The following is a 17,796-nucleotide window of genomic DNA, read 5'->3' as shown; positions in this document are numbered from 1 at the left end:
AATTTAAAGCCACCACAGAGTCAAAAGACTTAAGCCCTCAAATTGCTTCACAAATTTACAACCTATTGACAAGGCATCATAATGATAGTAAATTTACAATCACTCCAAATTGTTCAGATGGACTCTTTTAAAAAGGAACTTTTGGCTTTCCCGAACAGCACGAAAGAGGATCTGTTTTCTTTAATAGTTGAGTTTTTAAGTGGTCGAAGACTTCCCCCAACCGATTTAAAGATAATTCGACTTAATAAGAATACTCGAATTGTTGAATTTAAGGTGAAAGACAATCACGGGAACTGGCGAGCCATCTCTACAGTTTTTCAGGGGAAGTACTTAGTTTTTGTATACGCGTTTCACAAAAAATCACAGAAGCTACTTCAAAAAGATAAAGAACTTATAATTTCCAGAATCGCGAGGATAAATTTATGAAAGGCGCAAAATTAAAGCCCCTGTCAATCGAAGAACTAGCGGCTAGCTGGGGCATTGATTACCAGGTATTTAAAATTAAAAAGGAATTGGTTGATACCGTTCGAAAACACTGCGCTGAAAATAAAATAAGTCAGAGAAAACTCGCGGCTCTTGTGCCCGGCCTTTCTCAGGACCGTGTTTCTAAAATATTTTCTGGCCAAGTAGGCCACATGACCATCGACAAATTGATCGAAATTCTATCGGCACTAAAATACAGCGTCGCCATTAAAACAAAAGCAGCTTAAGCTGCTTTTAGTGTTTTCTCGCGATGTTGAAGTTTACTAGGTATTCCAACATCACCGCATCGGCGGAAACTTTATGAAGCTCTGCCATCGTATTTTTACTGATTTGGTTTAGGTATGTTTTTGTATTTTCCAGACCGATAATGCCAGTGAAACTGCGCACGCCTTGATCTTTTTCGCCGTGATCCAAAACATCGTCAGCTACTTGGAACGCAAGGCCCAAACCTTCACCGAATTTTTTAAGTGCTTCCACATCCTGAACTTTTGCGCCCGCGATAATTGCAGCACCTTCAACAGCAACGCGAATCAACGCGCCCGTTTTAAGCAAATGCAAATGAGTCAGCTCGTCTTGAGAAAGTTGTTTTTCACCTGCACGCAGATCAATGGCTTGACCACCGACCATACCGCGAATACCTGCTGCCTCGGAAAGAAGCTGCACCAAGCGACCCACCAGGAAACCATTATCAGAATAATGTTTCGCGATAATCAGAAACGCTTCTGTTAACAGAGCATCCCCTGCCAACAAGGCAAAGTCCTCACCGAAGACCTTGTGATTTGTTGGCTTTCCACGGCGCATGTCATCGTTATCCATGCACGGAAGATCATCATGAATCAAAGAATAGGTATGAATCAACTCAACGGCGGTTGCGAAAGGCAAAACCTTTTCTGCAGACGAACCCAACATCTCTGCGATCAACACAGACAGAACTGGGCGAAAACGCTTTCCGCCATTGGTTGCAGAGTACAGCATGGACTTACGAAGTTCAGCAATAGCAGGTCCCTGGGGAAGTTCCATTTCAGACAAATACTTTTCCACAAACTGATTCACAGTTTGCACCTTCAAGGACATTTCCTGATCAAGCTGAATCGCCAAATCCAAAACTATTCCTCCGGCGTGAAATCGGTAGTTACAGGCTTGCCGTCAGCGCCCACAGACATCAAAAGTTTTACTTTTGTTTCGGCTTCAGACAGACGTTGGTGACATTCACGAGAAAGCTTTACGCCCTCTTCGAAAAGCTTTAAGGAATCTTCCAAAGCCAAATCACCTTTTTCCATTTTTTGGACGATCTCTTCCAGACGTCCCAATTTCTTTTCGAAATCCATTATTCCTCCTTCACACCACTTACAGTGGCAGTGAGTGAACCCTGAGCCAGGCGAATGTCGATGCTATCGCCCACTTTAACCTGGCTTGCTGATTTAATAACTTTTGAATCTTTGGTTACGATTGAGTACCCGCGATCAACGACACGCAAAGGGCTCATGCTATCAAGCATCGCCATCATACGATCCATGCGGGATTTTTTGCGCTCTAATGCGAACATCAATGCTTTTTCAGAACGCGCCTGCAGGAACGTTAATTCCTTTTTGCGACGATCAATGTGATTTTGTGGAGTGCCCAGTTTTTGAGTCATCAACTCCACACGGTGGCTCTTTTGACTGATCAGGCGATTGACTGCGAGCTCCAAGCGAGTCAGCAGGTCGTCATTACGAAGCTCCAAATCTTCCAGGCGACGTTTCGGATCCACCAGGCGCTTCGACAATCCCAGGGATTTTTCGCGCAAGAATTTCATCTTTCTATCGAAAGACAATTTCAACATGCGTTCTAACGAAGTGACTTTGTTCACAAGCTCCGAAGAACTTTTAGCGACAAGTTCCGCAGCAGCCGAGGGAGTTGGCGCACGCAAGTCTGCAACGAAGTCGGCAATGGTAAAATCGATTTCATGGCCCACAGCAGAGATGACCGGAACGGCACTGGCAGCAATCAAGCGAGCCAAGCCTTCATCATTAAAGCACCACATGTCTTCGATGGAACCACCACCGCGCCCCACGATCACAGCATCCACGTCAGGAAGTGCGACCGCTTTTTTAAAAGCCTCACGCAATTGCGGAGCTGCGGCCTCACCTTGAACGATCGTTGGAACGATGGTCACCTGAATGGATTTTGCACGACGGGAAAGAACATTCAAAATATCACGAATCGCCGCCCCGGTTGGAGAGGTCACAATCGCGATATGTCTTGGGAATGTAGGAATAGGTCTTTTCTTCGCAGCATCGAACAGGCCTTCAGCACGAAGTTTGTGCTTAAGTTGCTCGAACGCTTTTTGTAAAGCCCCCGCGCCCACTGGCTCCATCATATCAACCATCAACTGATAGTTGCCGCGAGGCTCGTACACTGTAACCCGGCCACGCACCATGACTTCCATACCATCAGAAGGTTTAAATCTTAGGCGCGAGTTGTTGCCGCGAAACATGACCGCAGTGATTTGCGATTTTGAATCCTTAACGCTGAAATAGAAATGCCCGGAAGTGTGAGCTTTGAAATTGGAAAGCTCCCCGCGCACCCAAACCATACCCAGTTGACCTTCGATCAATTGCTTGATTTGCACATTCAATTGCTCAACAGAAAGCACCACAGGCTCATTAGATTTCACCGGCGCAGAAGCCGCATCCAACGAGAGTTGCGCGTAAGCATCAGTCTTGCGAAGTGGTTGATTTGGAGAGTCGGACATGGGGCAAGAAGCTATAGCCAGCCCCGGGAGGAGTCAATACTCAGAGTGACGAGTACCAGACATTTTGCGCGGCCCAAAGACCGCCGACGAAGAAACACACCCAGCCCAATTTCTTGTGCTTCATAAGGTTCTGAAACGCCTCACCCATGCGCTCTTCACCGATTCTTACCAGTGTACGATTTTCCAGCACAAACACCATGAGGAGTCCATAGAAAAAAACCACGAACGGAAAAATAAAATCAAGTTTTTGAGGCGTCATAAGCAATATATCGGAGCCTTACCGAAAAGTTAGAGTCCGGTTTGATTGACGAAACTATACTTCCTGCTAGAATAGTTTTCAGAGGGTTCGAAGGCGTAAAGCTCATCGAAATTAAACCTTACAAGCATATTTTTGGGGACTGTCCCTGGCAATGGTGTGCAAGCTCAGCTCGTACTGAGAAGCCTAAAGTCGCTATCATGGTCACCCACCTTAGCTAAAACAGGTTTAGTTCAGAGTTGCCGACGGACTCTTTTTTTATTTCTCCCAATCTCATTTTGAGACACTTCTGAAACGCATTATTCACACTGCTCCCTATACAAATCAGTCCGACCCAACTATATAAGCTAGCGATGGAAAATATCACTGTTACTGGGCAATTGTGCGATTTTAACGGCCAACCTCTGGCTGGTGGCGATGTCCGCTTTTACGACGAGAACTTTGAGACTCGGCATGCGACTCAAACTGATGTAGATGGTAAGTTCGAAATCTCAATTCCCAAAAAGATCTATCCATCCATTTTCATCTGCAAGTCCTATAAAGATAAATTCCTGGAATACTGGCATTGGAATTTCAACCCACAACACGGTACGCATTTAAATGTGCAAATTGATGGTTTGGAACTTTATGGTATGAAGGCCTGGGAAATGGCTCCGACCTATCCTGGGATGATGATCTTTTTTAGACCCATGTCTTTGCAGAAATTTAAAGCCTTGGGCAGTCCCGAAAAAGATCAGCCCGTTTTGATCGCTCCAGAATTGAAAATTTCAGATATCACTGTTGAGCTGAATGGGAAAAAAGCCCCGGTTATCGGTATTAATAAGGTGAAAGAGCACACCTCTCCCCAAGCTTACCTGGATGCTTATTTAATCAATGTCAGCACGGAGGGCTTTGAGAAGGTGAAGCGAATTCTTGTGTCCATCGCAGACCAACAGACACAAGAAAAAGGTATGGCAGGATTCGACTTATACTAACTAGCGGTTCGCAAGAGCCACTGTACGAGAAGAAGCTGGCAAACGTCTGCCGTCTTTCTTCACAAGCTTTCTGGATTTATCTACCACCTGGCGTGCGACTTTCGCATTTGCCTTAGGCGCAGGCTTGCTTACGACTTTGTGTGCTGCCACTACTGGTGCTGCCTTGAAAGTTTTTGGAGCCGCCACTGGCGCCTGAGCTACTTTTTTCGCAACAGCTTGATCAACCGGGTGTCCCGCTTGTTCTAATAGATAAACGCAAACTTTTCTTTCTTCCGCAGAAACTGATTGGTTCGCAGCTTTTCTTTGCAGAAGCTTGATATCAGATTGAGAAAGTCTTGAAACTTGAGCAAGAACTAGCTCTTTATTTTGAAGTCTTTTTGCATTTGGCAAGGAACGATTCGTAAGTTCTTGCTCCACCAAAACCTGCGCCAGACTGAATCCACCTTTGGAATCATCTATAACAGAGATAGGTTTTGGAGCCGGCTTGCGATTGCTTAATTCAGCAATGGCGATCAAACCGATGAACATAGAAAACACAACGCCTACGATAATTTGATTATGATAACGAGACATTTGCGAACCCCCACTCACTGTCTATTCAACTCCTGTGCCGACCAAAAACAGATTTAGGGGGAGCCTGCGGATTTGCAGTGTTGAGAGAGTAGACAAAGGGTGTTAGCTCAATCAGTTTCCATGACATTCTCGAAATTCCACGAGTGAGGAAACACATATCAAGTTGAGGCAATAAAAAACCCACTTTGTTAAAGTGGGTTTTTCAGTCTAGAAGCGCTGAGTCCGTAAATAAGACCTGGCACCTAAAGGGGGATGACTTCGATTGTTGGATTGAATTGATCACGAAGAATCCCTTCAATCGCCATCAATGTTCCAGAAGTGGCGCTTGGGCATGTTCCACAGGCACCTTGGTAAAACACGTACAATTTATTGTCTTCGTATTTTACAACGTCTAAGTCTCCACCGTCGCCTTGTAAACCTGGGCGAACTGTCTCGTCTAAGATCTCTTCGATACGTTGAACTTCCGGCGGCAATCCTGCACGACGCATTTTCTTTTCATCTGCTTGGGTCACGTTGGGGTTGTGAATAGGCATTCGAGTTTGAATCACGGCACATACATTCTTTTGGATCTCTTCTGGATCCGCATCAAAGCTGTGAGTGATCGTGATCACATTTTGAAAAAAGTGGGCCTGACGAACACCTTCCACTTGGAACAAACTTGATGCCAGAGGGCTTTGTTCCGCTTCCTTCATGTCCGTGTAAGTCGCTTTACCTTCTGCCAACACAGGGCGATCCAAAACGAATTTCCATGCGTTTGGATTTGGGGTGGCTTGAATTCTGATCAATACATCTTGCGTACTCATAACAATAACTCCCGGGCCTTCACCACGGCTTTAACTAAAGCATCAACATCTTCACGATTATTATACACTGAAAAAGAAGCTCGAACTGTCCCTGGCACACCCAATCTTGCCATTAACGGCTGAGTGCAATGGTGACCGGCTCGAACTGCAACACCCTCTTGATCCAGAATCTGACCAACGTCAGAGTGGTGAGCGCCTTTCAGATTAAAAGAAATTAGAGGTCCCTTGTCTGCTGCCGTTCCGTAGATTTTTAAATCCGGAATTTCTAGCATTTTCCCCGTCGCGTACTTCAACAAATCCATCTCGTAGGAGTGGATATTATCGAAACCAATTTTCTCGACAAATTCAATCGCAGCCGCTGTTCCAATGGCACCCTCGATGTGAGGAGTTCCCGCCTCAAAGCGCGTCGGAACGTCATTGTAAGTCGTCTTTTCGATCGTCACTTTTGAAATCATGGAACCGCCACCTTGATACGGAGGCAGAGTTTCCAAAATAGCTTTCTTACCGTAAACCGCCCCGAAACCAAATGGACCGAAAAGTTTGTGCGCGGAAAACACAAAGAAATCCACATCCCAAGCTTTTACGTTCACTTTCAATTGCGAAACGATCTGCGCGCCATCCACTAAAACCTTGGCACCCGCCGCGTGTGCAAGCTTGGTGATTTCCGCAACGTTCGTGTTCGTTCCTAAAACATTGGAACTTGCAGTAAACGCCACCATTTTCGTTTTGCTGGAAAGCTTCTGTTTGAAATCTTCCATGTTCAATTCGCCGTTATCCAAAATGCCAGCAGCGATAACTTTCGCGCCAACCTTTTCAGCGATCATTTGCCAAGGAACGATATTCCCGTGATGTTCCATCTCGGTGATCAAAATTTCATCGCCCGCCTTAAGGTTCGTTAAACCCCAAGTATTTGCCACGAAATTCACACCTTCGGTCGTACCACGAACAAAAATAATCTCTTCAACTTGTTCGGCCCCCAAGAAACTCGCGATTTTATGACGAGCACCCTCAAAGCCTTGAGTCGCAATGTCTGCCAAATAGTGTGCACCACGGTGAACATTTGAAGCTTCGTACAGATAGAAGTGCGCAATACGATCGATCACTGATTTTGGTTTCAGCGTCGTGGCACCACTATCTAAGTAAGAAAGCTTTTTGCCATGGACCTTTTGGGTCAAGGCAGGAAACTCTTTACGAATTTCTGCAAAAAGCTCGTTCAAATTACTCATTTTACCTTCTTAGTTCAGATGCAAGCGCGCAAACGCTTCATCCAAATGTTTTGTTAACCATTTTTGAATACTGTCGTCAGAGATTTTATAAAGAACTTCCGACAAGTAACCGTAACTTAGCATCGCAATCGCTTTATCTTTCGAAATCGCACGCGATAGCAAATAGAACAGCTCTTCTTTATTCAACTGACCCACAGTGGAACCGTGGCCCGCTTTCACGTCATCGGCATGCACTTCAATTGAAGGCTTGCTGTCTGCTTCGGCTTTGTTGCTTAAAAGAAGATTGTTATTCAATTGTGATGAATCCGCTTTTTGAGCGTCTTTTTGAATTAAGATCTTACCGCAGAAAGCAGAGCGACCAGATCCATCCAGAATCCCTTTATACAATTGGTGAGTCACACACTCCCCAACCGCGTGATCAATCAAAGTCGTGTTATCCACGTGCTGAGTTCCTTGAACCGCATAGATGCCAAGGACTTCAGACGTTGAGCCTTTTTCTTTCAAAACTAAATCTAAGTTATGACGAGAAAGCTGAGCACCCGTTGAAAAAGCCAGGCTTTCAAGGTTTGCATGTTTACCAAGATTGATTCTTGTGCGACCAATATTTACGGCATTCAAGCTATCTGCTTGTACGCGAACATAAATAACTTTCGCGCTGTCGCCCACCTGCAAATCAAATACTGAATTCGCAAAGTAAGATGCTCCCGTCATTCCATAATGACTTTCAAGAACTTTCAAAGAAGCCCGTGCGCCGACTTCGAAACGAATGCGTGGATTTACCATCACAGCAGAACCCGCCTCATTCGATGTAAAGAACACGAAATTCACAGGTTTTTCCACAGACGTTTCTTTTGCCAAGTGAACCATATACGGAGTTTCCGCATAAGCACCATTTAAAGCATCGAACGTATCATCAAATTGTTCAGGATACTCACCAAGCTCGCGCATGGTAAGACCCGCAGGCAAATCAGAAGACAAAGTCTTATTGAAGGCGCCATTAAAAAAGACCAAGTTCGTAAATCCAGGATTGATGGCCTTTTTAATCTCCACCATCGTGTCGTGGCTTGGAGCCACCGCATTCAAAGCACTTGGTAGGAAGCTGTTATCCGCAAGAACTTTAACACTTGTATAGTGCCATTCTTCATCCTTGCGGGTCGGAAGACCCTTTTTCAGGGCATAGTCATAGCCCGCCTGACGGAAAGCTGCCAATGCGCCTTTCGCCGGGTGTGCTTGACTGAATTTTTCGTAAGTCGAAAGTAAATTCATAGCCCTGTCCTTAGTTGATCAACCAGTCGTAACCTTTTTCTTCAAGCTTCAAAGCCAAAGAAGAGTCACCTGTTTCAACAATTTTTCCACCAAGAAGTACGTGTACGTAGTCAGGTTTAATATAATCTAGCAAACGCTGATAGTGAGTGACCAGGATGATCGCGTTGTCTTTACGACGAAGCTTGTTCACACCGTCTGAAACCACGCGAAGAGCGTCGATATCCAGACCAGAATCTGTTTCATCTAAAAGCGCCAAACGCGGAGACAAAACAGCCATCTGCAAGATTTCGTTTTTCTTTTTCTCACCACCAGAAAAACCTGTGTTCACTGGACGATCCAAGTACTCAGGTTTCATCGACACGAGTTTCAACTTTTGCACCAGGAATTCACGGAACTCGCCCTCTGGCATTGGTTCAGAACCTTGATGTTGCAAGACAGAGTTAAAAGCCGTGTGCAAGAATGTGAAGTTAGAAACGCCTGGAACTTCAATCGGGTATTGGAATGCCAGAAAGATGCCTTCTTTAGCTCTTTCATCTGGAGCCAGCTCCAAAAGATTTTGCATCATGAAATTGATTTCGTATTTAACTTCGCCCGAAGTCACTTCGTATGCCGGGTGACCCGCAAGGACTTTAGACAAAGTGGATTTGCCAGAACCATTCGGTCCCATAATCGCATGAACTTCGCCTGCTTTAACTGTCAGGTTCAAGCCTTTTAGAATTTCTTTTTCTTCAACACGTGCGTGTAAATTCTTAATTTCCAACATAATTAACCTACTGAATTTTCCAATTTCATTTCAATCAACTTCACGGCTTCCACAGCGAACTCCAAAGGAAGCTCTTTGAAAACTTCCTTACAGAAACCATTTACCAGCATTGAAATTGTTTTTTCCATGTCCAAGCCACGAGATTGCAAATAGAAGATCTGATCTTCACTGATGCGTGAAGTGGTCGCTTCGTGCTCAATCGTTGCTGTTTTGTTTTTTACTTCAATATAAGGGAACGTACTTGCAGAGCACTTATCACCCACCAGCATGGAATCACACTGAGAATAGTTACGTGCGTTTTCTGCAGAAGGCATGATTTTCACCTGACCACGGTAAGCATTTGAGGACTTATCCGTAGAAATACCTTTAGAGATGATTGTCGATTTGGTGTTCTTACCAATGTGAATCATCTTAGTACCAGTGTCTGCCTGCATCAGATCATGAGTCAGCGCCACTGAATAGAAAGCACCTTCGGAACCATCGCCTTGCAAGATACAAGATGGATATTTCCAAGTGATTGCAGAGCCAGATTCAACTTGTGTCCAAGAGATTTTAGAGTTTTTGCCGGCAGCTTTACCACGTTTCGTAACGAAGTTATAAATGCCGCCCTTGCCTTCTTTATCACCTGTATACCAGTTTTGAACTGTGGAGTATTTGATCTCCGCATTGTCCAAAGCCACAAGCTCAACCACGGCCGCGTGAAGTTGGTTTTCATCACGCTGGGGAGCTGTACAGCCCTCAAGGTAGTTCACGTATCCACCGTCATCACATACCAACAATGTTCTTTCGAACTGACCTGTGTCTTTAGCGTTGATACGGAAATATGTAGAAAGATCGATCGGGCAACGCACCCCTTTCGGGATGTAACAGAAAGAACCATCGGTAAAGACAGCTGCGTTCAGTGCCGCATAGAAATTGTCTGTGTATGGAACCACAGAGCCCAAATATTTTTTAACAAGCTCTGGATGTTTCGCAACCGCTTCAGAAATAGAGCAGAAAATAACTCCCGCTTTTTCCAAAACTTCATTGTGAGTTGTACCAACAGAAACGGAGTCAAAAACCACGTCAACGGCGATACCAGAGATACGTTTTTGTTCAGACAAAGGAATGCCCAGTTTTTCGAAAGTCTTCACCAATTCAGGATCAAGATCATCCATAGACTTAGGCTTATCAGCGTCGGATTTTTTCTTTGGAGCTGAATAATAACGAATCGACTGGAAATCAATTGGCGGATAAGAAACATGCGCCCAAGTTGGCTCGGTCAGAGTCAACCAGTGGCGATATGCTTTCAAACGATACTCAAGCATCCACTCTGGTTCGTTCTTTTTACCGGAAATCAATCTGATGATTTCTTCAGTCAAACCCAACGGGGCTTGATCCATTTCAATATCAGTCGTGAAACCGTATTTGTATTCATACGTATCATGCATATTTTGGGACGGATTATTCTTGTTGTTATCCATGAATCACCGCCTCAGAAGATTTTTTAGGCATTGCCGTTCTTTCAACCAAGAGATCTTTCAAACTGACGGATTTATAAAAGTCAGTGAGCTTATTATTTAATGTCGTAACCGGAGAAACGATGTTGCAAGTCCCTTGAATTTCACAAGGAACTTCCTTATGCAGGCATTTTACCAATGCCGTCGGACCTTCAATCACCTCAACCAAGTCATGAATAGAAACTTTCGCCAGGTCTTTGGTGATCTGATATCCACCGCTCGCACCGTATTCAGCGCGAAGAAAGCCGCCTTTTTGTGCCATTTGTTGCATCACACGAGCCGTCGCATCAAAAGGAGTATGGAAAGCATCCGAAACTTCTTTTGCAGAAGTCAGCTCTCCGGGGATTTTTTGGCTCATATATTTAAGAGCCATCAATGCGTATTCTAATTTCCGATTGATCTTGTTCATAGTGCACCTGACGATTACGTCCCTGTTATCTAATAGAAAGCTAATTGAAAAACAAGGTGAAATACGCCTAATTTTAGCGTATTTAAGATTTTGACAGGAATCTTTCTGGGAGTTTTGAAAAAATGTGCTGATTTCGAGACTTTAGGATGTTATACCCACCCGCATATGCGAGTACTTTTAGCGACATTAGCATCCTTGGCTCTGGTAGGTTTCGTTATCATCATGACCCGTATTTGGGGCATGGGCCAAACCTTTCAGGAATACAAAACTCCTTATTTGGAAGGTCAAACTCCGTATGTGGCCGTAAAAGCTCATACTTTGGCCAAAATGGCAGAAGCCATTGATGCTCGTCCTGACGTTATCATCTGGGCGGATGTGAGAATTTCCAATAATCGCGTGCCATTCATTCTTCCCCCAAGCCGTGACGTAGAATTCCTGAATGCAAAGATGGCGGAACAAGAAGCCAACCCTAAAGCTCAGATCATGTTGGGCAGCAAGCTTAGCAACTTTTCGTGGGAACAGATCAATGAGTTCTATAAAAGCACTCCCGCACTAAAAGAATTGTACGAAAAATTCCCTAAAACTCGTTTCATTTTGAATGTCGTGGATAACGTAACCGACGTCGACTCATTGGTCGCAAATGCAGTCCAGGATTATAATTCCAACGATCGCACGCTAATTCAAAGTGATGCGAACGTGATTACAAACGCCATCAAAAGCCTGCAGCCGACTTGGCTTTACGGAACAAGCAAACCGGATTTGATGCGCCTGATGAGTTTTGATTCTTTGTGGGTTTTGCCTTCGACACAATTTAAAGGAGATGTTTTTATTGCTCCTTTCAAAATTCAGAATCGCCCGGCATTTAATGATAACGTCCTTGCTGAAATGCGCCGTCGTAAGAAAAAAATCTTCCTGGTTGTGGAAAACGAGGAAGAATTCAAAAAGGCCGTTGAAATTAAAGCTGATGGATACGTCGCGAATGACATCAACCAGATCACTTCTTGGTTAGCGACGACTTCAGCAAAGTAGTTTGCTTATATCACGACGATGGTCCTGCGCCATAGGGACATCGTGGGTTGATCTCAGGACCTTTTGCTTATAGTGTGGAACATGGAGGTTCATCTATGTTTCCACTTTTAGTCCAGGCAGCCGAAGCCGCACCTTCTGTTTCCGTTAATACAAACTCTTGGGATGCAATCGCACAAGCGAGTCCAGTCGTTCAACTGACTTTGGTTATCCTCATCGTCATGTCGATCTTTTGCTGGGCCATTGGTTATACCAAATACCAAGCCTTCAAAAACATGCGTACGGCAGATGATTTGTTTCTAAATAAATTCTGGAAAGTAAATTCATTGGATTCTTTGTATGAAGATATTGATCAATACAAAGACTCATCCGTAGCACGCGTTTTTAAAGCAGCTTATTTGGAGATGAAAAAAATTTCTGAATCTCCCCTTTTGGCACGCACTGAAAATGATAAGCCTATTTTGTCTGGCATCGACAACTTGGAACGTATCATTAATAAAGCCACTGAAAACGAGATCGCAAAAATTGAATCTCGCCTGACAGTTCTGGCAACTACCGGCAGTACTGGTCCTTTCATCGGTTTGTTTGGTACGGTTTGGGGGATCATGCAATCCTTCCATAAAATCGGTCAGACAGGTTCTGCAAGTTTGGCGGTCGTGGCTCCTGGTATTTCGGAAGCCTTGATCTCTACAGCGATTGGTCTTGCAGCCGCGATTCCAGCCGTGGTTTTGTACAACAACTTTATTTCCCGCATTCGCAAACAAGAAATTACATTGAATAACTTCGGTGCAGACTTCCTGAACATCGTTAAACGTAACTTCTTTCAAGGAAACTAAATCATGGGAATGGGCAGTGGTGGCGGCGGCAAAAAAAGTCGCGCGACATTAAGTGAAATCAACGTGACGCCTTTAGTGGACGTCATGCTGGTTCTTCTGATCATGTTCATGGTGACGACTCCCCTGATGCAACAAGGGATCGACGTCGACCTGCCAAAAACTTCGGCTTCTGGCGTGGAGATGAATGAAGAACCTTTTGTCTTGGTGATTGGTCACGATCAAAAAATGACCATCGCGAAAACACGTATTCAAATGGCAGATCTTAAAACAAAGCTTAAAGCCATTTTTGAAAACAAAAAGAACAAACAAATATTCATCCAGGCAGACCGTAAGGTGGACTATGGCTTCGTCGCGGAAGCTATGGCAGAAATTCGCGCTGCAGGGATCTTTAACATCGGCTTAGTGACAGTACCAAAAGACAAGTGAGCGCATTAAACGATAAACCTCAGATTGACTCTCTAAATCGCGGCCTGGTGATCTCTATTGGATTCCACGTCGGTTTAGTTCTATTTTTCATTGTGAAGGCAGCGTTCTTTACGCCTGAGTCTATTGATTTTACTCAAGCTGTTCGCGTAGATATTGTGGGTCTTCCCGATAAATTAGATCCCAATAATCTGCCGCCAAAACCAGAAGCGAAAGAAAATGCCAAGCCGGCAGAGAAAAAACCCGAACCTTCCCCCGTTGTGGAAAAGCCTGCGGAAAAAAAGCCAGAACCTAAAGTTGAAACCAAGCCTGAAGTTAAACTTCCCACTAAAACGGCAAAAAAAGATGACGGCGTAAACTTAGAAAAAGTTAAATCCAAACAGCAAGACGCTTTGGAAAAACTTAAAGCCATGGCCGCCATCGAAAAGTTAAAAGAGGAAGACGCTAAAAAGCCGACTCCTCCAGCTGGCACTGGGAAATCCACGGTGGGAGCTGCTCCAATCAAAGGAAATCAAATTTCTCCGGGAACTGCATTGACGGGATTATCTAAATTGCAGCATGACACTTACGGCGCGGATTTAGATCGTCATATCAAACAGCACTGGACATTGCCGGACTGGTTGGCAAAACGTGATTTGAAGGCGCAAGCGCGCGTTTATATTGATTCACGCGGAAATATTTTAGATCGTAAAATTGTGAAATCGAGTGGAAATCCTGATTATGATGAGAAGGTGCTAGAAGCACTTGATAAATCAGCACCATTCCCAGCACCACCCGAAAAATTTGTATCACTTGTTAGTGTGGATGGGATTTTAATCGGCTTCCCAGAGTAAGGAGAAACTATGATCCGACTTCTATGTGTATTACTCGCAGTTATTTCGTTGTCTCAAGTCAGCATGGCTCAGGACAATGGCATTTATATCAAGCTGGGCGAGGCCCGCACCAAGAAAAGTATGCTCGCTTTCCCCGCGTTGCAGTACTTCGGCACTCCAACAACTGCTTCTCACTATCAGGCAACAGGGGCTGAAATCTTTAATGTCGTGAATAATGACCTTTCAGTTTCTTCATATTTCCAGTTTATTGATTCAAAAGCCTTCCTTGAAGACCCCAGCAAAACAGGTCTGACGCCAGCTCCGGGCAATCCGGGTGGTTTCAAGTTTCAAAGCTGGTCAGCAATTGGTGCTGACTTCCTGATCCGCGCGGGCTTTTCAATTGCGGGCAATGAAGTGACTTTGGAAACTTATCTTTACTCTGTCAGCAAAGCGACTTTGATCGCAGGCAAAAAATATAAAGGCCCTGTATCGAGTGCTCGTCGTATCGGTCATACGTTCGCGAATGACGTGATGAAGGCTTTGACTGGTACAGATGGCATGTTCTTGTCCCGCGTGGTTCTGACTTCAGACAAAGCTGGTGGCCAGGCTCGTGAAGTTTACATTATGGACTGGGATAGCGCGAATTCCATGCAGATTTCCAAACACTCCAGTGTGGCGATCTCCCCGGCATGGTCTCCTGATGGTTCAAAAGTAGCTTATACATCCTATGTTAAGCGCGTTGGTTCGAAATTTAGAAATGCCGACATGTTGCTGTTGGATTTGAAATCAGGAAAACGTTCCTTGATTTCATATCGTCAAGGTATCAACTCGGGTGCTTCTTTCTCTCCGGATGGTAAAACAATCTTTTTGACGATTTCTCAAGGAAACAGCCCTGACATTTATAAAATGTCTTACGATGGAACTTTGAACGGTAAAATCACCAACGGTCCTGCTGGTGCGATGAACGTTGAACCGGTTGTCTGCCCGGGTGATGCAAATAAAGTTGCTTTTTCTTCAGACCGCGCTGGTAAACCGATGATTTACACAATGGATGCAAACGGTGGAAACGTAAAACGTCTGACTTTCGCAGGCGTTTTTAACTCTTCGCCATCTTGGTCTCCTGATTGCAAGAAAATCGCGTTTGCAGGTCAAAGCGATAACAACTTTGATATCTTCGTGATGAATGCAGATGGTTCCGACATGATTCGTCTGACTTCGGCTAAAAAATCAAACGGCAAAATGTCATCGAATGAAGACCCTTCATTCTCTCCAGACGGCCGCTTTGTTATGTACTCCAGCAACCGTACAGGAAAGAATCAAATCTATCTTTCCACAGTTGATGGAACTGAAGAACGCCGCGTAACAAATGACAATTACAACTACTTCAAACCGAAGTGGTCCGTAAACCTTGAGTAATTCTTCGTTAGAATCTTCTCTAAGAATCAAGCGCAACGGGATCTGGTCCCGCTGCGCTGACTCTGCCAAAAATAGTTCCCAAGATTCAATTCAATTATGTCATGACTGGAGTACTGCTGCCGATGAGCTTTTAACAGAAGCTTTTAAGCAGTGCTTTCCGGAAAACGATATCGCTCTTTTTGCTTTAGGCAAATTGGGCTCTGAGGAGCTGAATTTAAGCTCTGATGTCGACGTCTTATTTGTGTCTGATTCTGACAATGACAAACATTTGCGCGGCTTACGCCAGTTTCAGAAGTTACTAAGCGAAAGAACTGCCGAAGGTTTTGTTTTTCGTGTGGATTTTGATTTACGCCCCGGTGGTCGTCATGGACCGTTGATTCCCACGGTCGAGCATTTCCGCGATTACTATGGAAACTATGGAGAAACGTGGGAGAGGCTGGCCTTTGTTCGTTTGCGCGCCATCACTGGTCATCCTGGAATTATTCAACAAGTGGAAGCTTTTGCTAAAAAGTTTTCTTTCCGCAGACATTTGGATTTCACGCTGTTTGAAGATTTAAAGCATCTGCGCGGAAAAATTCAAAATGCCTATCACACTCCCGCAAATGCGGACGTCATTGATCTAAAAATGGGGGTTGGTGGTATCCGGGATTTGGAACTTTTCTGCCACGCTCTTTTAGTAGTTCACGGTGGCAAAGATCCTTCGTTACAAACGCGGGGAACGATCCAAGCTTTGAAACTTCTTTCCGCGAAAGCCATCTTGCCTCAGGACGAATCTGATTTCTTAGTAGCACATTATCGCAATCTGCGTGGACTTGAGAATTACGTTCAAGCCTTGAATGACGAGCAAACTCACTTATTACGTTTAAATGACACTCACCCAGAGTTTGTGACAACTGCACTTAAAACTTTATCTTCGGAAATGCAGCATTGTGATCAGATCGTAAAAACATTGTTGGGGGAATCTCCTAAGGCAGTTTCTTTGGAAAATGAACTGAGCACCTTGGGATTGCCGGAAGGCGATATCAAAGAACTTTGGAATGAGATTATCGAGCAGGAAGTACTTTCACGTAATAAAGGCCGTGATGAAACGGCTCGTAAATCTTTCCTGCAGGAGTTCGTAAATATCCTACAGGCTCAAGGTGGCGATAGCCGCCGAGCTTTGTCGTTTCTAAAAGATTTCATCCGCAGCACTCGCGCCAAGGCAAGCTTCTTTACTCTTCTTCTGCGCGAGAATGAACTTTTGAAAAAATTGGCGTGGTTGTTTGCGCACTCTCCTTATTTGTCGCGCATTCTTTGCAGTCGCCCCGAACTTTTGGATTCATTTGTGTTTCGGGCTCAAAATGAATTGTCAGAAGATTTGGATCGCTTGTTGGAAGAACTGGCCGAGAAAAAACTTTTATCGGAACTGATCAATGGCAGTCAGTACTTGGAAGACCGTGACCTGGATACACTTTTGCAGAATTTGACTTTCACTGCGGATTCAATTGCTTCAGCTTTGCTGACGGCTTTAAAGAAAGACTATCCGTGTTCAGTCGAGATCCTTGCGCTGGGCAAATGGGGTGGCAAAGAATTGGGATTCAAATCTGATTTGGATTTCCTGTTCGTGATTACTGGCGAACCATCTGATAATGATTTCAAATTGGCGAAACGATTTATTTCGCGCATGACTGAATCTCATCGCGGCGGGAATATCTATTCCATCGATATGAGATTGCGACCTTCTGGTAAAGCAGGTCCGATTGTTATCCCGCTCTCAGATTTACAAAGTTACCTGAGTAACGAATCTGAAGTTTGGGAACGTCAGGCCTATTTGAAATCTCGTTGGGTAAACTTTACGGGACCATCTTTGGTGAATTGTTATATCGATCGGGGCTTATCGGCTCCGCAACTGTCTGAACTGAATCGCATCCGTCAGGAACTTATTAACAAGTCTCCGACCTTGAATCTGAAGTACAGCGAAGGCGGAATGGTCGACATCGAGCTTGCGATTCAAACTGTTTTACTGAATCAAAAGCTTGCTCCGCCAAATTCTTCGACGGAAGGATTCTTGTCCGTGGAGTCGTCACAATACCCGAGTCTTGTGAAGAACTACATCTATATGCGTCAAATCGAACAGATGCTCCAGCTGATAGCGTCAGAGTCGACGGCGGAAGTGTCTTTAAATCACGAGTCCTTTCATGATCTTGCTGTGGCGTTTAATACTTCGCCTTCGAAGCTTCTCGAAGATATTTCGCAGCGGATTTCGGAAAATCTCGTCTCCTTGAAGGCGCTTGACCCTCGTCGTGGCCCTCACTAAA

20 protein-coding genes and 1 other RNA gene are annotated in these 17,796 nt (G+C 44.5%); 10 read left to right on the top strand and 11 right to left on the bottom strand.

What is annotated here, in order from left to right; all coding sequences use genetic code 11:
* Positions 1 to 81: 81 nt before the first annotated feature.
* Positions 82 to 426 carry a type II toxin-antitoxin system RelE/ParE family toxin gene (locus tag HW988_RS19225; protein ID WP_220128781.1) on the top strand — a complete coding sequence of 115 codons (345 nt, stop codon included), beginning with the start codon at positions 82 to 84 and terminating at the stop codon, positions 424 to 426.
* Complete coding sequence (locus HW988_RS00915) at positions 423 to 710, top strand: XRE family transcriptional regulator (protein ID WP_181605824.1); 288 nt, start codon at positions 423 to 425, stop codon at positions 708 to 710. The genes HW988_RS19225 and HW988_RS00915 overlap by 4 nt, the downstream gene beginning before the upstream one ends.
* A 7-nt stretch (positions 711 to 717) precedes the next feature.
* Here the strand turns inward: HW988_RS00915 and HW988_RS00910 are convergent, their stop codons facing one another.
* The 4 genes from HW988_RS00910 to HW988_RS00895 are packed head-to-tail and all read right to left on the bottom strand — an operon-like array spanning position 718 to position 3,476.
* Positions 718 to 1,587 carry a polyprenyl synthetase family protein gene (locus HW988_RS00910; RefSeq protein ID WP_181605823.1) on the bottom strand — a complete coding sequence of 290 codons (870 nt, stop codon included), beginning with the start codon at positions 1,585 to 1,587 and terminating at the stop codon, positions 718 to 720.
* A 2-nt stretch (positions 1,588 to 1,589) separates the two neighbouring features.
* The gene (locus tag HW988_RS00905) at positions 1,590 to 1,811 is read right to left on the bottom strand and encodes an exodeoxyribonuclease VII small subunit (RefSeq protein ID WP_088616156.1); all 222 of its coding nucleotides are present in this window, start codon (positions 1,809 to 1,811) and stop codon (positions 1,590 to 1,592) included.
* Positions 1,811 to 3,217 (bottom strand): exodeoxyribonuclease VII large subunit, encoded by a 1,407-nt coding sequence (gene xseA, locus HW988_RS00900; protein ID WP_181605822.1) that lies wholly within the window; start codon positions 3,215 to 3,217, stop codon positions 1,811 to 1,813. The genes HW988_RS00905 and xseA overlap by 1 nt, the downstream gene beginning before the upstream one ends.
* A gap of 40 nt (positions 3,218 to 3,257) precedes the next feature.
* Entirely contained in the window at positions 3,258 to 3,476 is a 219-nt protein-coding gene (locus HW988_RS00895) for a hypothetical protein (RefSeq protein WP_142698583.1), read from the bottom strand.
* Positions 3,477 to 3,556: 80 nt separating this feature from the next.
* On the opposite strand from HW988_RS00895, the gene ssrS reads away from it, so the two are divergent.
* Both ssrS and HW988_RS00885 read left to right on the top strand, forming a co-directional pair.
* Positions 3,557 to 3,730, top strand: a non-coding RNA gene (gene ssrS / locus HW988_RS00890) — 6S RNA.
* A 96-nt stretch (positions 3,731 to 3,826) separates the two neighbouring features.
* Positions 3,827 to 4,447 (top strand): hypothetical protein, encoded by a 621-nt coding sequence (locus tag HW988_RS00885; protein WP_181605821.1) that lies wholly within the window; start codon positions 3,827 to 3,829, stop codon positions 4,445 to 4,447.
* Here the strand turns inward: HW988_RS00885 and HW988_RS00880 are convergent, their stop codons facing one another.
* From HW988_RS00880 to HW988_RS00850, 7 genes are all read right to left on the bottom strand, one after another.
* Complete coding sequence (locus HW988_RS00880; protein ID WP_181605820.1) at positions 4,448 to 5,020, bottom strand: hypothetical protein; 573 nt, start codon at positions 5,018 to 5,020, stop codon at positions 4,448 to 4,450.
* Between the two features lie 242 nt (positions 5,021 to 5,262).
* Entirely contained in the window at positions 5,263 to 5,823 is a 561-nt protein-coding gene (locus HW988_RS00875; protein WP_181605819.1) for a NifU family protein, read from the bottom strand.
* Positions 5,820 to 7,049: an aminotransferase class V-fold PLP-dependent enzyme gene (locus HW988_RS00870; RefSeq protein ID WP_181605818.1), complete on the bottom strand. Its 1,230-nt coding sequence runs from the start codon at positions 7,047 to 7,049 to the stop codon at positions 5,820 to 5,822. Before HW988_RS00870 ends, HW988_RS00875 begins: the two co-directional genes overlap by 4 nt.
* Positions 7,050 to 7,058: 9 nt before the next feature.
* Positions 7,059 to 8,315 carry a Fe-S cluster assembly protein SufD gene (gene sufD, locus HW988_RS00865; RefSeq protein ID WP_181605817.1) on the bottom strand — a complete coding sequence of 419 codons (1,257 nt, stop codon included), beginning with the start codon at positions 8,313 to 8,315 and terminating at the stop codon, positions 7,059 to 7,061.
* A 10-nt stretch (positions 8,316 to 8,325) separates the two neighbouring features.
* Positions 8,326 to 9,078 (bottom strand): Fe-S cluster assembly ATPase SufC, encoded by a 753-nt coding sequence (sufC, locus tag HW988_RS00860; RefSeq protein WP_181605816.1) that lies wholly within the window; start codon positions 9,076 to 9,078, stop codon positions 8,326 to 8,328.
* Positions 9,079 to 9,080: 2 nt separating this feature from the next.
* Positions 9,081 to 10,541: a Fe-S cluster assembly protein SufB gene (gene sufB / locus HW988_RS00855; RefSeq protein ID WP_181605815.1), complete on the bottom strand. Its 1,461-nt coding sequence runs from the start codon at positions 10,539 to 10,541 to the stop codon at positions 9,081 to 9,083.
* On the bottom strand, positions 10,534 to 10,986 hold the full coding sequence (locus tag HW988_RS00850) for an Rrf2 family transcriptional regulator (RefSeq protein WP_142698576.1): 453 nt from the start codon (positions 10,984 to 10,986) through the stop codon (positions 10,534 to 10,536). The genes sufB and HW988_RS00850 overlap by 8 nt, the downstream gene beginning before the upstream one ends.
* A gap of 114 nt (positions 10,987 to 11,100) precedes the next feature.
* Between HW988_RS00850 and HW988_RS00845 the strand changes: the two genes are divergently transcribed.
* From HW988_RS00845 to HW988_RS00820, 6 genes are all read left to right on the top strand, one after another.
* The gene (locus HW988_RS00845; protein ID WP_255490139.1) at positions 11,101 to 12,015 is read left to right on the top strand and encodes a hypothetical protein; all 915 of its coding nucleotides are present in this window, start codon (positions 11,101 to 11,103) and stop codon (positions 12,013 to 12,015) included.
* A gap of 95 nt (positions 12,016 to 12,110) precedes the next feature.
* Positions 12,111 to 12,848: a protein TolQ gene (tolQ, locus tag HW988_RS00840; RefSeq protein WP_181605814.1), complete on the top strand. Its 738-nt coding sequence runs from the start codon at positions 12,111 to 12,113 to the stop codon at positions 12,846 to 12,848.
* Between the two features lie 3 nt (positions 12,849 to 12,851).
* A complete protein-coding gene (locus tag HW988_RS00835; RefSeq protein WP_246845786.1) occupies positions 12,852 to 13,274 on the top strand; it encodes a biopolymer transporter ExbD in 423 nt (140 codons plus the stop codon).
* Positions 13,271 to 14,104 carry a cell envelope integrity protein TolA gene (locus tag HW988_RS00830; RefSeq protein ID WP_181605813.1) on the top strand — a complete coding sequence of 278 codons (834 nt, stop codon included), beginning with the start codon at positions 13,271 to 13,273 and terminating at the stop codon, positions 14,102 to 14,104. Before HW988_RS00835 ends, HW988_RS00830 begins: the two co-directional genes overlap by 4 nt.
* 9 nt (positions 14,105 to 14,113) lie before the next feature.
* Positions 14,114 to 15,499, top strand: coding sequence for a PD40 domain-containing protein (locus HW988_RS00825; protein ID WP_181605812.1), 1,386 nt, complete (start codon positions 14,114 to 14,116; stop codon positions 15,497 to 15,499).
* Positions 15,492 to 17,795, top strand: coding sequence for a glutamine-synthetase adenylyltransferase (locus HW988_RS00820; RefSeq protein ID WP_181605811.1), 2,304 nt, complete (start codon positions 15,492 to 15,494; stop codon positions 17,793 to 17,795). The genes HW988_RS00825 and HW988_RS00820 overlap by 8 nt, the downstream gene beginning before the upstream one ends.
* Position 17,796 lies beyond the last annotated feature (1 nt).

The sequence above is a fragment of the Bdellovibrio sp. KM01 genome (genome assembly GCF_013752535.1).
Lineage (GTDB): Bacteria > Bdellovibrionota > Bdellovibrionia > Bdellovibrionales > Bdellovibrionaceae > Bdellovibrio.
This window is presented reverse-complemented; position numbering and strand designations above follow the sequence as displayed.